This window comes from Acetobacter ascendens (assembly GCF_001766235.1).
Taxonomy (GTDB): Bacteria; Pseudomonadota; Alphaproteobacteria; order Acetobacterales; family Acetobacteraceae; genus Acetobacter; species Acetobacter ascendens.
Genome location: NZ_CP015164.1, coordinates 854,856 through 868,130, shown reverse-complemented (window position 1 = coordinate 868,130; position 13,275 = coordinate 854,856). Strand labels below are relative to the sequence as shown.

Genomic DNA, 13,275 nt, shown 5'->3' with positions numbered 1-13,275 from the left:
GATGCCTTATTACGCAGCATTGGGAAAGGGAAAAGTGTGAAAGTTGTTGCGAACGGAAAACACACCGCACGCTCTGTTCTGCTTACTGGGGCCACCGGCGGAATTGGAATGGAACTGGCCAAACGCTACGCACGGCCGGGCCGAACCCTGATATTATGGGGTAGAAACCCTGAACGTCTGACAGAAATTGCCACTACGTGTTGCGCACGTGGCTCTGCTGTTTTTACCCGCCAGATTGATCTGTGTGATGGTGAAGCCGCTCTGGCGGCGTTTGAGGCCGATTATGCTGACCATAAGCCTGATCTGGTTATTCTTGGGGCTGGGTTATCTGACATACAGCCATTGGACAGCATGACAGAAGACCCGCAAAAGGTATTGCAGCTTGCGCAGGTGAATTATGCCACGCCCGTAGCTCTGGCCACAGCCGCGGCCCAGAATATGATTTCCAATGGAGGTGGGCATATTGCCCTTATTGGCTCGGTAGCCGGGTTTTACGAGCTACCGTGTTCTCCGGCCTATAGCAGTTCCAAATGTGGGTTGGATTTTTTTGCGCGTGCGGCTGGTCTGGCGTGGGGAGATAAAGGTGTAAGCCTCACGCTGATTGTGCCGGGCTTTATAGACACGCCCATGAGCCGCAGGCTGGAAGGGCCGCGCCCATTTCTGGTTTCAGCTAAAAGTGCTGCGCGCCGTATTATCCGCACCATTGCCAAAAGAAAGAAAGTTTATATTTTTCCGTGGCCGTTTAGGGTGCTTCGCGTTCTTGAGCGACTGCTGCCGCAATGCCTGCGTGAACGTATTTTACGCAGCCTGATTGTCGGCCAAAAAGAGCGACAATAAGTTTTTTCCTGAGAGCTTGTGCTGCTTCAAAAAAGTGAAGCACAAGCTTGATGGGGCAGAAAAAGCCTAATTATCTCCACCCGGAAGCCTGCCTTTTCCAACCCATAGGATAAGGGGAGGCAGGAAAAAATAAAATGCCATAATGAAAATAAGATCTCGCACCAGATAAGCCAGATCAATATGCAGGCCGAAATGGCAAATCAGGTTAGCCAAACCCAACATAAAACAGACACATAAAAACGCACCTGCGCTGGCATAAATGGTCCGCCCAGCGTTTATCTGTTCTACTTTTTCCAGAAAAACATCGGCAAATTTTTTCTGCACAAGCCAAGTCCTTTCTTGCGAAATGTTTATACCCGGCACGGCAAACCGGAACCCAAGATATGTGGGCAGCAGCACCTTTTACAGATTCGCTGCCCGCAGTATCTTTTATTCCGCAAAATTTGGAAGCGTGATGTTCTGATCTTTTGCCAGTTTCTGAATGGCAACCTTGGTCAGGCCCAGCAGGTTTGCTGTATCAACAAACGCAGCATCAGCACTTGCACCAGGGGTTGGGGGCAGGGTGACTGTTACAGAAAATTCAATATTTTGGTCCTGCTTTGTAAAGCACAGCTTTGCCTTGGTGCTTCCGTCCTTCTGCACCTTAACGGAACGCAAAACGCCATTCTGTGCTGTTGTGTCATTACTCACGAGAGTATTCCTTTGTAAAATTATGACAGCGGGAATGTGAACGCAGCAGCCGCAAGAGGCAACGCTTCTACCTGCACCCCAGACCACCCAAAATATGCAGAGTACCCGAAGACTTCTGAACGGACATTGTACCCAATACCCACAACAGGACAGCTTTTATAAATACTGCAAGTATTGTGGTTGGCTACGACAGGGATTGAACATGTGACCCCGCCGTGTGAAGGCGATGCTCTACGGTGACCAAAATGAATTTTTAGGCGCTAGCGCGCGTGTCTAGCATTCCCTTAGTTTTCGTATCAGACGAAAATATTTCGGGATGTTCGCTGAGTAAGAACAGCTTTTCCTGCGCGTAATATAATACATCAAGCGCCATAGCCGATTTCCTTTTGGCCTTACACGCAGGTAGAGCCCTTCCGAATCAGCCTACTTGTAGGACTTATCTTGGAGCTTTGCGCAGCAGATTGTTGCGTCTGTTCGCACTGATACCCCTACACCTGTAGCAACACTCCCAAATTTTTATCTCTGAGAGTCTTACCGCGTCATTCCATGTCATACGAATAAGAGCTGACAACCGCAATTTTCTGCGGAAAATGTCAAGCATTGTCTTTTAGCTTCGTAGGGAGATGGAGGTCTGGGCGGGAATCGAACCCACATTCGCGGATTTGCAGTCCGCTGCATCACCATTCTGCCACCAGACCATCGGGTGATGGGGTGCCTTATCTCCTGTTCTGGCGCATTGGTCAAGCCGTTGTGTTGTGCGAATTTTAAATCAGTGTGTCACAAAATGTTTTGCCCTTGGTCTGGTTAGAATTGCAAAGGGCATAAACCTTAACTGCAAGGGATAGGAAAACGTGACATTTCAAGCCGCAATACAGCAGGATTCCTACCCAATGCCGTATCCAAAAGATAAAGATATGGAAATAGCACGTAACCTAATGGTGGACGATCAACTTCGCCCTTCAGAAATTACAAACCTCTCATTATTGTCGGTTATGCGGGAATTGCCCCGCGAATGTTGCGTTATGCCTGACCAGCAATCCGCTGCTTACGCAGATATGACACTTCCTTTGGGGCAGGGGCGTGTATTGCCGCAACCTCTGCTTACAGCGCGCCTTGTGCAGGCCGTTATGCCCGTAGAAAAGGCGCGAGTTCTTGTTGTGGGGGCCGCCACCGGATACACGGCAGCACTTTTTTCTGCTCTTGGCGCCAATGTGACTGCGCTTGAATCAAACACACGCCTGGCTGAACAAGGGCAACACTTTTGCCTGCAAGAAGCTCTTAACGTTTCATGGGTAATCGCACCCCTTAGCGAAGGGGCTGCAAGCACTGCACCTTATGATGTCATTTATTTTAATGGCGCCATTCTGCGTTTTCCCGCTTTTTGTGCCGCTCAACTGGGTACATCCGGTACCATGGCAGGGGTAATGGCTGCCCCCAACAGATTAGCCGAAGCTTTTGTGGCCATGAGAGAGCCAGGAAGTGCGTCCAGTTTCATTGTCACGAACCTTTTTGAAACACAGCTACCTCTACTGCCAGATCTTTCCACTCCCGTTACTTTTGAATTCTACGGCGTGTCGTCAGTTAAGCCCTGAGAGTGGCACGTGAGGGTTGTACTTTGTGTCTGCGTGTGCTGACTGTTTTCCCGTTTTTTTTGGGGAGACAGACAGATGCGGCGCTATAGTTTACGCGATGACCAGTGGGAGCGGATAAAGGATCTTCTTCCTGGTCGAGAAGGCTATGTCGGCGGCACTGCGGTGAACAACCGTCTGTTCGTGGAGGCGGTGCTGTATCGCTATCGCGCGGGTATTCCATGGCGCGACCTTCCTGCCCGTTTCGGTGACTGGAAAAACGTGCACCGGCGTCTGCGCCGCTGGTGTGAAAGCGGCGTCATCGAACGGATATTTCGTTATCTGGCCGCTGATTACGACAACGAATACATGATGATCGACAGCACAATTGTCCGAGCGCATCAGCATAGTGCCGGAGCTCTCAAAAAAGGGGCACGGATCAGGCCATCGGACGATCACGAGGCGGGCTAACTACAAAGATCCATGCCATCTGCGACGCTCTGGGCAATCCAGTGGAACTCGGCATCACACCGGGACAGGATGCCGATATCACCCAGGCAGAACCACTTCTGGAAAACATCGAACCGGATGCTTTCCTTGCTGACAAGGCGTATGACGCGGACAGGTTGATCGATCGGCTGATACAGCGCGGGATTACCCCGGTCATCCCGCCAAAACGCAACAGAACGACACGACGGAAAACCGATTTTTCTCTCTACCGCGAACGGAACCTTGTTGAGAGGTTCTTCAATAAACTCAAGCAGTTTCGCGCTATCGCAACCCGCTACGATAAACTGAAATCGACCTTCCTCGCAGCCGTGCAGTTCGCCTCAATCATCATCCTGCTTAACTGACGACACGCCGTAGAAATAAACTTTTAGAAAGATATTCTGTCGCAGTTGATTACAAATTTGTAGAAATAGGTTCAGTATCGTGGCATGAGCAGTGCCTTAAGCGGCAATACGGTAACTGAATCAGGAGTATCAGATGCGGCGTATTTGCGGAGCAGGGGTAGGTATGGCTGTTGTGCTATGCAGTTCCACTGCATGGGGACAGAAATACGATGGCAGTGGTTCGCCAACCTTTGTACCACACACGCTGCAGGAAGCGCTTGCCGCAGCCTATCTGACAAATCCAACCCTTCAGGAAGCGCGCGCCACCTTACGCGCCACAGATGAGCAGGTACCAACTGCTTTGGCTGGCTGGCGCCCCACCGTAACCGGTACGGTAGGCCTGACATACTATAAGGGTGTAAACGATTATCAGGGTGAGGCAGATCAGCCCTCTACTGGCTATATTCGTCAGTATAACACCCCTGGTTATACGGCAGGCGTAAGCGTTAACCAGCCTTTGTATACGGGTGGCAAAACCACGGCCTCCACGCATCAGGCTGTCAACAAAGTTATGGCGGCACGTGCACATCTGATTTCCGCTGAACAGCAAGTGTTCAAGCAGGTTGTGAATGCATATGTGTCGGTTATTGAGGATGAACAGCTTTTACAGTTGAACATCAACAACGAACGCGTGCTTCAGCAACAGCTTCGTGCAACGAATGAACGCTTCCGTGTGGGGGAAATTACCCGCACAGACGTCGCGCAGGCTGAATCTGCCTATGCAACGGCCAAAGCTACCCGCCAGCAATCTGAAGGCACATTACAGACTGCTCAGGCCACATATATGCAAATTGTGGGCATGGCACCGCCACCTAATCTGGTGCCGCCGCAGCCTCTGGTATTGCCTGTTAAAAATGAACAAATGGCCGCCGCCATGGCGGTTAAAAACAATCCAGATGTTATCAATGCACTGTTTACCGAATCTTCTCAAAAAGATGCGGTATCTGTTGCAATGGCGGCAATCATGCCCAAAGTTTCCGCCACTCTAGCCTATTCCAGGCAGGTTAACCAAAGCCTGAACAACCAGATTGACGAAAACAAATACGCCATCATCAACTTCAATATCCCGGTTTATCAGGGTGGCTCAGAATATTCAGCCGTGCGGCAGGCCAAGCAGCAGGCGCAAGCAGCACACCGTGAAGTTGATGTGCAGCGTAGAACAGCCGCGCAGGATGCCGTTTCAAACTGGCAGAAACTGGTTGCCTATCAGGCCGCAATTAACAGTAACCGCGCCGCTATTCAGGCAGGCACCGTGGCCCTTGATGGGGTGGAACGGCAGGCTATTGTAGGCACCAGCACAACGCTGGAAGTCTTGCAGCAACAGCAAACTCTGTTACAGGCACAGGTGGCCCTTGTACAAAGCCTGAGCAATATGGTGCTAACTTCGTACAACGTTGCCGCCGCCATTGGCCGCCTTACGGCAGCCGATCTCAAGTTGAATGTTCCTCTTTATGATGACAAGGCTTACTATAACGCTGTAAAAGACCGTCTATGGGGGCTGAACGATTATGCGGTCAGCCAGCCAGGACGCTAAAAGCTGAACAGCAAGGGTAAGGGCAGGGGTTATTGTATGGCATCGTCACAGGATCCATCTGAAGGTACAGGTAAATCAGTAGCAGATGTGCTGTCTTCTATCCGGCAGACCCTGCATGATGAGCATCTGGCAGCCATGGCTCCCCCTTCTTCGGATACAGACTCCGCACAGGGTGATGAAGACGACGATATGCTGGTTCTTTCCCCTTCCATGATGGAAGGACTTGTGCAGGAATCAGAGCCGGATCATCACACCAGCCAGCCCAATAGTTCGGCGCATCATCCAGTCAATATGGGAGAAGATACGGCTCTTGTGCAGTCATCACCTATCGCTCATGATGACGGTATCTTATCCGTAACCGATCTGAGACAGATCCCGCTAACTGAAAAGGCAGAACACGATATGTCTGGTCCTCTCCCTATCCCCCTGAATGACGAAACCATGTCAGATACATCAAATTCATTCGCTGTTCTGCAGAAAACCCTGCAGGATAAGTATCTAAGAGAGCATGAGGAGAGAAAAGTGGCTATTTCACATGAAGGGTCTCTGACTGTTGAAGATATCGTGCGCCAGGAAGTGCGCGTATTCCTTAAAAAGTGGCTGGATGCACATCTTGCAGGCATCGTGCAGGCTGCTGTCCGTAAGGAAGTGGAACGTCTGACGCAGCGCGGTCTGTAATACCGGAAACCAGACACGCCGTTACTGGGTGAACGCACACATTTCAGTAACGGGTGCTCTGCCAAAAACCGGATGATTGCTCTGCAAAGGCGGAGGCAGTACATGCCTGCCGCCTTTTTTACGTTGTGTGGTGGAATACATATGCTGAACAAGTCTTTTGAGCCGGCCCAGATAGAAACACGCCTGTACGAATTATGGGAAAGCAGAAAGGCATTTTCTGCACAGCCCAATAGCGGCAAAAAGCCGTTCACCATTATGATTCCACCGCCGAATGTTACCGGCACCCTGCACATGGGCCATGCCCTGACCATGACACTGCAGGACACACTTATCCGCTGGAAGCGCATGCAGGGGTTTGATACCCTATGGCAGCCCGGCACAGACCACGCAGGCATTGCCACCCAGATGGTGGTGGAACGCACCTTGGCTACCGAAGGCAAAACCCGCCAGGAAATGGGCCGCGATGCGTTTATTGAACGCGTGTGGGAATGGAAAGAGCAATCCGGCGGCGGCATTACAAAGCAGCTTCGTCGCCTTGGGGCATCGCTCGATTGGCCGCGTGAACGCTTCACGATGGATGAAGGCCTTTCCCGCGCGGTGCGGGAAGTGTTTGTAACCCTTTATAATGAAGGGCTGATTTATCGTGACCGCCGGTTGGTGAACTGGGACCCGGTTTTCCGCTCCGCCATTTCCGATCTAGAGGTGGAAAGCAAGGATGTTGCCGGTAACCTATGGTATATTCGCTACCCGGTTGAAGGCGCAGGGGATGCAACAATTACCGTTGCCACCACGCGGCCAGAAACCATGCTGGGCGATACTGCGGTCGCTGTTCACCCAGAAGATGAACGCTATAAAAACCTGATTGGCAAATCCGTTCGCCTGCCGCTTACAGGCCGTCTGATCCCGATTGTGGCGGATGAACATTCGGACCCGGAAAAAGGCACGGGTGCGGTTAAAATCACCCCCGCGCACGATTTTAACGACTTCGAAGTCGGCCGTCGCCACAACCTGCCCATGCTCTCCGTTCTGGACGATCAGGCTCGTGTTGTTCTGGATGAAATTGAGCAGGACCTGAGCGCTGTTGACGGGCTGGCTGACCCAGCCTTTGTGCGCAGCCTGTCTGGGCTTTCCCGCGAAGAAGCACGCAAAACCATTGTGGCCCGTCTGGAAGAAGATGGCTGGCTGGAAAAAATCGAACCCCATCGCCATCAGGTGCCGCATGCTGAACGTGGTGGAGCGGTTATTGAACCTCGCCTGACCACACAGTGGTACTGTGATGCTGGAAAACTATCCGGCCCAGCCGTAGAAGCCATTACATCTGGCCGCGCCAGCTTTATTCCCAAACAGTGGGAAAACACCTTCTTCGCATGGATGCGTGATATCCAGCCGTGGTGCATTTCGCGCCAACTTTGGTGGGGCCATCGTATTCCTGCATGGTACGGGCCAGATGAGCACGTATTTGTGGCACATGATGAAGCAGACGCACGGGCACAGGCCAATGCCCATTACGGCAAGGTAGAAGAACTGCGGCGTGATGATGATGTGCTGGACACGTGGTTTTCTTCCGCCCTGTGGCCGTTCTCCACGCTGGGCTGGCCGGACAAAACGCCAGAACTCGCCCGGTATTACCCAACTGATGTGCTGGTAACAGGCTTTGACATCATCTTCTTCTGGGTTGCCCGAATGATGATGATGGGCCAGCACTTCATGCACGATGTGCCGTTCCGCAACATTTTCATTCATGGTCTTGTGCGCGATGAGCACGGGCAGAAAATGTCCAAGAGCAAAGGCAACGGTATTGATCCGCTGGAACTGATTGATCAGTACGGTGCTGATGCCATGCGCTTTACTATTTGCGCGCTTACCGGCATTGGGCGAGATGTTAAGCTGGGCCGCAAGCGGGTAGAAGACTACCGCGCCTTCATCACCAAGCTCTGGAATGCCGCACGCTTCTGTGAAATGAATGGCGTTAAACCTGTAGAAGGGTTTGATCCGGCAACTGTTAAATCTCCGCTTGGCCGGTGGATTATTGCCGAATCTGCCGCGGCCATTACAGAAGCAACGCGGGCGCTAGATTCCTACCGTTTTGATGAATATGCGCTTAGCTGCTACCGCTTTGTATGGAACCGCTTCTGTGACTGGTTCCTTGAGTTTGCAAAGCCCGTATTTAACTCCACGGATGAAGCCGAAGCCGCAGAAATTCGCGCTGTAGCAGCTTATGTTCTAGGTGTTATCCTGCGTCTGCTGCAACCTGTTATTCCGTTTGTAACGGATACGCTGTGGCATTCCTTTGGGTATGGAGAAGAAGGCAGCCTTATTTCTGCAAGCTGGCCAGAACCTGTTGTGCCGGCTGGTGCAGAAGCTGCACAAGCAGAGTGCGATCAGATTATTCGCTTGATTACGGAAATCCGCACAGTGCGCGCAGAAATGAACGTGCCACCAGCGCAAAAAGCTCCAGTCTTTTTGAAAGATGCCTTGCCGCAAACATTGGACCACGCACAGCGTTGGCAGGAAGCCATTGGCCGTATGGCACGCGTTTCCGAAATTGCTCCGTTGCTGGGTGATATTCCGCATGGTTCCGCGCAGGCTGTGGTGGATGAGGCAACTCTTATCATCCCGCTGGCCGGGTTGATTGATCTGGATGCCGAACGTGCCCGTTTGAAAAAGGAACTGGGTAAGGCGGAAGATGAAGTTGCCAAAACCGAAAAGAAACTTGGCAACGAAAACTTCGTCACCCGCGCCAAACCGGAAGTGGTGCAGGAAATGCGGGACCGTCTGGAAGCGCAGCAAGGCGAATGTGTGCGCCTAAAAGCCGCTCTGTCTCGCATCGGGTAACAACCGCGCGAGCCTACGTAGCCTGCTGGCTTAATTGCTGGCAGGCTATTGAGCCACACAAAAAAAGGGGGAGAACAGAAGCATGGAAACAGCAATATTAGGCGGTGGGTGCTTCTGGTGTCTGGAAGCCGTTTACCGTGGTATGAAAGGCATTCTCTCCATTGCGCCGGGTTATGCTGGCGGCACTGTGCAACACCCTAGCTACCAGCAAGTGTGCACTGGGCAGACAGGCCATGCCGAGGTTATTCGGCTAGAGTTTGACCCAGCCATTATCAGTTACGCTGAAATTCTGCGCATCTTCTTTATTATGCATGACCCTACAACCCTGAACCGGCAGGGGAATGACAAGGGCACGCAGTATCGCTCCGTCATTTTCTATGAAAATGACCAGCAAAAGCAGATTGCAGAACGTGCAAAGCAAGACATCGCCCAGGAAAAAATCTGGGGTGATCAGCCTGTGGTGACAGAAATTCAGCCTCTCACCGCTTTCTGGCCTGCGGAAGAAGCGCATTTTGATTATTACGCCCGTAACCCTATGGCTGGGTACTGTCAGGTGGTTATCAGCCCTAAAGTGGCTAAAGCCCGCAAGGAATTTGCGCGTTACTTTAGCCCGACATAAAGGGCAGACTGCTTATTCTGAAGTTTCATCTTCCAGAAAAAAGCGGTCTCCTTCTTCATCATAATCAAACAATTCGGCAAAGCGGCCCCAGCCAATAATGGTCTGGAGTGTTTGGCGCGCGTAATCAGCAGACATGCTATCTTCCAGTTCACTGCGGAAGCGCTCTGCTTTAATGCTGTGTGTAGGCCGTTCATCTAGTAGGGTGCAGATCATTCGCACCAACGGTACGTTATGGAGCAGCGCATGGCCCATAATGGCCTTGCGCTCATCCAGATCACTCAGAACAAAATGCACGCCCTCATTGGTAAGGAGAATATCCCCATCTTCCAGCTCTGCCAGACGCAGGAGTTCCAGAGATTCCCCTAATGGGAACAGATCATCCAGCTCAAGCTGAAGCTTTTCTGCCAATACAGGTAAATCGGCCCGCCCATTTAGCGGGGGGGCGGCCAAAGCCTCCATCATCCCAATCATCATAGTGATAGAAACAGGCACCAAAGCCCGGAAGGAACGGGTGAGGGCAGCCCCTTGCGGTGCACCGCGGCGTGCCAGATCCGCTTCTGAAACAATGGGGGCGCGCTGCGTCATCAATGCGTAAATGTGGTCCACCAGTTGGCGGAACTCTGCATCTTCGCGGTTGCGTGGGTGCACAAACGGCACATGCAACACATGTGCGATGCGTCCGGGGTTGGAAGACGCAATCACGATGCGGTCACACATCAGCACGGCTTCTTCAATATTATGCGTCACAATCAGCATAGATTGAACCGGCAATTTTTCTTCCGACCACAGTTCTATCAGATCTGTACGCAGATTTTCTGCAGTTAACACATCCAGAGCAGAAAAAGGTTCATCCATAAGGAGCAAATCAGGATGCACCACTAAGGCGCGGGCCAGCCCTACACGCTGCTGCATGCCACCAGAAAGCTCCTTGGGCCACGCATTTTCATACCCACCCAAACCAATCAGATCTATGGCATCATCAACCAGTTTGTCACGCTCTGCCGCAGGCACACCGCGCGCGTCCAAACCCAGTGCAACGTTTTCCTCCACCGTCATCCACGGGAACAAGGCAAAGGACTGAAACACCACTGCAATGTCCTGCGTGGGTTTACGTAGGGGCTGCTCTTTCCACAACACTTCACCAGATGAGGGCGGCAGCAAACCAGCCAGAATACGCAACAGGGTAGACTTACCAGAACCAGACCGCCCAAGCAGCCCAACTATTTCTCCGGCATGTAGGGTAAGGCTGATATTATCCAGCACCTGCACATCGGCAGCGCTATCCTTATGATAAAAACGGCTGACATTGCGTGCTTCTGCTAAAACAGAGCCGGATGGAAATGTTTTTTTCTCTGGGCCAGATGCCATTGCTATCTATCCGGTTCAGTTCAGTTTCAGGCGGCGTGCTACAAAGTCAGACAAAGGCCGCCATACCAAAGCGTTGGTGAACATGACAAATACACACATCACCACCGTACCCAACCCAACATTACTAATGTTTCCGAGCTGAGTGCTTTGCGCAACATAAGCGCCCAGACCGTGGGCCGTTAAGGTTGTTTCTCCCCATTGCGCCACTTCCGATGCAATGGCTGCATTCCACGCGCCACCTGCGGCCGCCATAACGCCAACAAGGTAATAAGGCGCAATGCCCGGCAGGATGATGCGCCGCCACCAAAACCAGCCTTTCACTTCCAGATTTCGGCCAACTTCCAGCAAATTGGACGGGAAGGATGAGGCCCCGGCAATAACGTTAAACAAGATGTACCACTGCGCCCCTAAAATCATCAGGGGGGTAAGCCAGATATCTGGGGTTAAGCGGAAATGTACAATCACCACCACAAACACCGGAAAGAACAGGTTAGCCGGAAAAGCTGCCCCATACTGCGCCAATATCTGCGCCCGCCAGGCACGCGTTGGGTCCAGACCGCACCAGATACCTACCGGCACCCAGATTAAAGAAGCTAGCACCAACATGCTGACCACACGCACCAATGTTATGCTGCCCAACCCAAACACATAGGCAATTTGACCAAGTGTATAATGCGTATGGGCATAGTCCCACACTTGCCATGAAGCCCCAAGACAGACGAGCAGAAGAAAGCCCCACCACAGCCAGTCCGCGCCACCATTATCCTCCTCGGCATTGACCAGCACAGAGTTAGGACGAGAACCCAGAGGCAGGTAGCTAATACGCCGCCCAACAGAAAGCAGGGCATTCCCGCATATCCGCAGCAAACGCGTCCGGCGCACCAGCCGCAAAAACCACGGCTCTACAACTTGGGTTGCGTTGACACTTTCCAGCCTAAAACGTGTGGCCCATGCGGCCAGAGGCCGAAACAGCACCTGATCGTAAACCAGAATAACAACCATCATGGCCACAATGGCTGCGGCTACAGCGCCAATATTCTGATGATCTATGGCCATACCCACATAGGAACCTATCCCCGGCAGAGTAATATCCGTGCTGCCCACGGTAATGCTTTCAGAATACACCACCATAAACCAGCCACCGGCCATGGACATCATGGCGTTCCACACCAAGGAGGGGATGGTGCAGGGCACTTCCAGGCGCCAGAACTTCTGCCAGCTTGTTAGGCCAAAACAACGGGCCGTTTCTTCCAGTTCAGGCGGTACAGAGCGCAGGCTCTGATACATGCCCAACGCCATGTTCCATGCCTGACTGGTAAAAATGGTAAAAATGGCTGCGCATTCCGCGCCCAGTATGCGGCCCGGAAACAACCCCAGAAAAAATGTGATGGTGAAAGACAAAAACCCAAGAATAGGAACAGATTGCAGCACATCCAGCAAAGGCACCAAAATCTGTCCTGCACGCCGGCTTTTTGCCGCGAGCGTTGCATACACAAACGTAAATACCAGTGAGCACGCCAAAGCCGCAAACATGCGTATGGTTGTGCGCAGCGCGTAGCCGGGCAGGTGCCACATATCTAAATGTATGGGCATGCTGGCAGGAGCCACTAATGGCCCCAACATGTGCCTTACCGCTGCCCCCAGCGCTATTGCCGCAGCCGCCAGACACAAAAGCAGCAGAGCATCTGCGCTGTTCAGATAACGTAAAGGCAGAGAAGACGAACCTTGTGGTTTAGGAACAAGGTTCATCCAACTTCTGTTCATGGCACTCCGGTTCCCGTGCTGCCAAACCCACCTGCGCCACGCTGCGTTTCACCCAGTTCATCACATTCGGCCCACACCACTCGGGTCACGGGGGCCACAACAGCCTGAGCAATACGCATGCCACGCTCAATGGTAAACGGTGCTTGGCCAGCATTCAGCATAATAACGCCCAGTTCTCCACGATAATCTTCATCCACTGTTCCGGGAGAATTTGGGAGAATAATGCCGTACTTGAGGGCCAGACCAGAACGTGGCCGAACCTGAAGTTCATACCCACGGGGCAAAGCAATACGCAGCCCGGTTGGCACCAACACCCGTGCACCGGGCAACAACACTACAGGTTCTACTACCGCGGCTAGCAGATCCATTCCCGCAGCCCCTACTGTGGCGTAGGAAGGTAGGGGCAGATCTTGCGCATGGGGGAGGCGTTGCACCTGCACACTAAGATCAGCCGAAGGAGAAATGGGTGCAGACATCAACAAGCCTCTA

General features: G+C 52.3%; 12 protein-coding genes and 1 tRNA gene. 7 read left to right on the top strand and 6 right to left on the bottom strand.

Features of this window, described 5'->3' with window-relative positions; all coding sequences use genetic code 11:
• Positions 1–36 precede the first annotated feature (36 nt).
• Complete coding sequence (locus A4S02_RS04220) at positions 37–837, top strand: SDR family NAD(P)-dependent oxidoreductase (RefSeq protein ID WP_408736037.1); 801 nt, start codon at positions 37–39, stop codon at positions 835–837.
• Positions 838–903: 66 nt separating this feature from the next.
• Here A4S02_RS04220 and A4S02_RS04215 read toward each other — a convergent pair whose 3' ends face one another.
• The 3 genes from A4S02_RS04215 to A4S02_RS04205 form a co-directional block, all read right to left on the bottom strand.
• Complete coding sequence (locus tag A4S02_RS04215; protein WP_228142444.1) at positions 904–1,161, bottom strand: hypothetical protein; 258 nt, start codon at positions 1,159–1,161, stop codon at positions 904–906.
• A 105-nt stretch (positions 1,162–1,266) separates the two neighbouring features.
• A complete protein-coding gene (locus A4S02_RS04210) occupies positions 1,267–1,527 on the bottom strand; it encodes a hypothetical protein (protein ID WP_070323042.1) in 261 nt (86 codons plus the stop codon).
• Between the two features lie 624 nt (positions 1,528–2,151).
• Positions 2,152–2,225, bottom strand: a tRNA-Cys gene (locus A4S02_RS04205).
• A 153-nt stretch (positions 2,226–2,378) separates the two neighbouring features.
• Between A4S02_RS04205 and A4S02_RS04200 the strand changes: the two genes are divergently transcribed.
• The 6 genes from A4S02_RS04200 to msrA all read left to right on the top strand — a co-directional run bounded on the left by A4S02_RS04200 (position 2,379) and on the right by msrA (position 9,654).
• Positions 2,379–3,119, top strand: coding sequence for a protein-L-isoaspartate O-methyltransferase family protein (locus A4S02_RS04200; protein WP_228142443.1), 741 nt, complete (start codon positions 2,379–2,381; stop codon positions 3,117–3,119).
• Between the two features lie 75 nt (positions 3,120–3,194).
• A protein-coding gene (locus A4S02_RS14775) for an IS5 family transposase (RefSeq protein WP_087651418.1) occupies positions 3,195–3,949 on the top strand; the annotation gives its coding sequence in 2 pieces (ribosomal slippage) (positions 3,195–3,534 and positions 3,534–3,949; 756 coding nt in all).
• Between the two features lie 133 nt (positions 3,950–4,082).
• Positions 4,083–5,522: a TolC family outer membrane protein gene (locus A4S02_RS04185; protein WP_019090314.1), complete on the top strand. Its 1,440-nt coding sequence runs from the start codon at positions 4,083–4,085 to the stop codon at positions 5,520–5,522.
• Between the two features lie 36 nt (positions 5,523–5,558).
• Positions 5,559–6,200 (top strand): DUF2497 domain-containing protein, encoded by a 642-nt coding sequence (locus tag A4S02_RS04180; protein ID WP_019090313.1) that lies wholly within the window; start codon positions 5,559–5,561, stop codon positions 6,198–6,200.
• 141 nt (positions 6,201–6,341) lie between these two features.
• Positions 6,342–9,035, top strand: a complete 2,694-nt coding sequence (locus A4S02_RS04175) for a valine--tRNA ligase (protein ID WP_070324173.1) — start codon at positions 6,342–6,344, stop codon at positions 9,033–9,035.
• An 82-nt stretch (positions 9,036–9,117) separates the two neighbouring features.
• A complete protein-coding gene (msrA, locus tag A4S02_RS04170) occupies positions 9,118–9,654 on the top strand; it encodes a peptide-methionine (S)-S-oxide reductase MsrA (protein WP_019090311.1) in 537 nt (178 codons plus the stop codon).
• Positions 9,655–9,666: 12 nt separating this feature from the next.
• On the opposite strand, the gene A4S02_RS04165 is transcribed toward msrA, so the two are convergent.
• From A4S02_RS04165 to dut, 3 genes are read right to left on the bottom strand one after another with little or no spacing between them, the layout of a single operon-like run.
• The gene (locus tag A4S02_RS04165) at positions 9,667–11,022 is read right to left on the bottom strand and encodes an ABC transporter ATP-binding protein (RefSeq protein ID WP_070323040.1); all 1,356 of its coding nucleotides are present in this window, start codon (positions 11,020–11,022) and stop codon (positions 9,667–9,669) included.
• A gap of 15 nt (positions 11,023–11,037) precedes the next feature.
• Complete coding sequence (locus A4S02_RS04160) at positions 11,038–12,786, bottom strand: ABC transporter permease (RefSeq protein WP_070323039.1); 1,749 nt, start codon at positions 12,784–12,786, stop codon at positions 11,038–11,040.
• Positions 12,783–13,262: a dUTP diphosphatase gene (dut, locus tag A4S02_RS04155; RefSeq protein ID WP_070323038.1), complete on the bottom strand. Its 480-nt coding sequence runs from the start codon at positions 13,260–13,262 to the stop codon at positions 12,783–12,785. Before dut ends, A4S02_RS04160 begins: the two co-directional genes overlap by 4 nt.
• Positions 13,263–13,275: the final 13 nt, after the last annotated feature.

Excerpts from the sequence above, each read along its gene's own strand:
- A4S02_RS04185 (WP_019090314.1), top strand. The coding sequence starts at position 4,083 with ATGCGGCGTATTTGCGGAGCAGGGGTAGGTATGGCTGTTGTGCTATGC.
- A4S02_RS04180 (WP_019090313.1), top strand. The coding sequence starts at position 5,559 with ATGGCATCGTCACAGGATCCATCTGAAGGTACAGGTAAATCAGTAGCA.
- A4S02_RS04175 (WP_070324173.1), top strand. The coding sequence starts at position 6,342 with ATGCTGAACAAGTCTTTTGAGCCGGCCCAGATAGAAACACGCCTGTAC.
- msrA (WP_019090311.1), top strand. The coding sequence starts at position 9,118 with ATGGAAACAGCAATATTAGGCGGTGGGTGCTTCTGGTGTCTGGAAGCC.
- A4S02_RS04165 (WP_070323040.1), bottom strand. The coding sequence starts at position 11,022 with ATGGCATCTGGCCCAGAGAAAAAAACATTTCCATCCGGCTCTGTTTTA.
- A4S02_RS04160 (WP_070323039.1), bottom strand. The coding sequence starts at position 12,786 with ATGAACAGAAGTTGGATGAACCTTGTTCCTAAACCACAAGGTTCGTCT.
- dut (WP_070323038.1), bottom strand. The coding sequence starts at position 13,262 with ATGTCTGCACCCATTTCTCCTTCGGCTGATCTTAGTGTGCAGGTGCAA.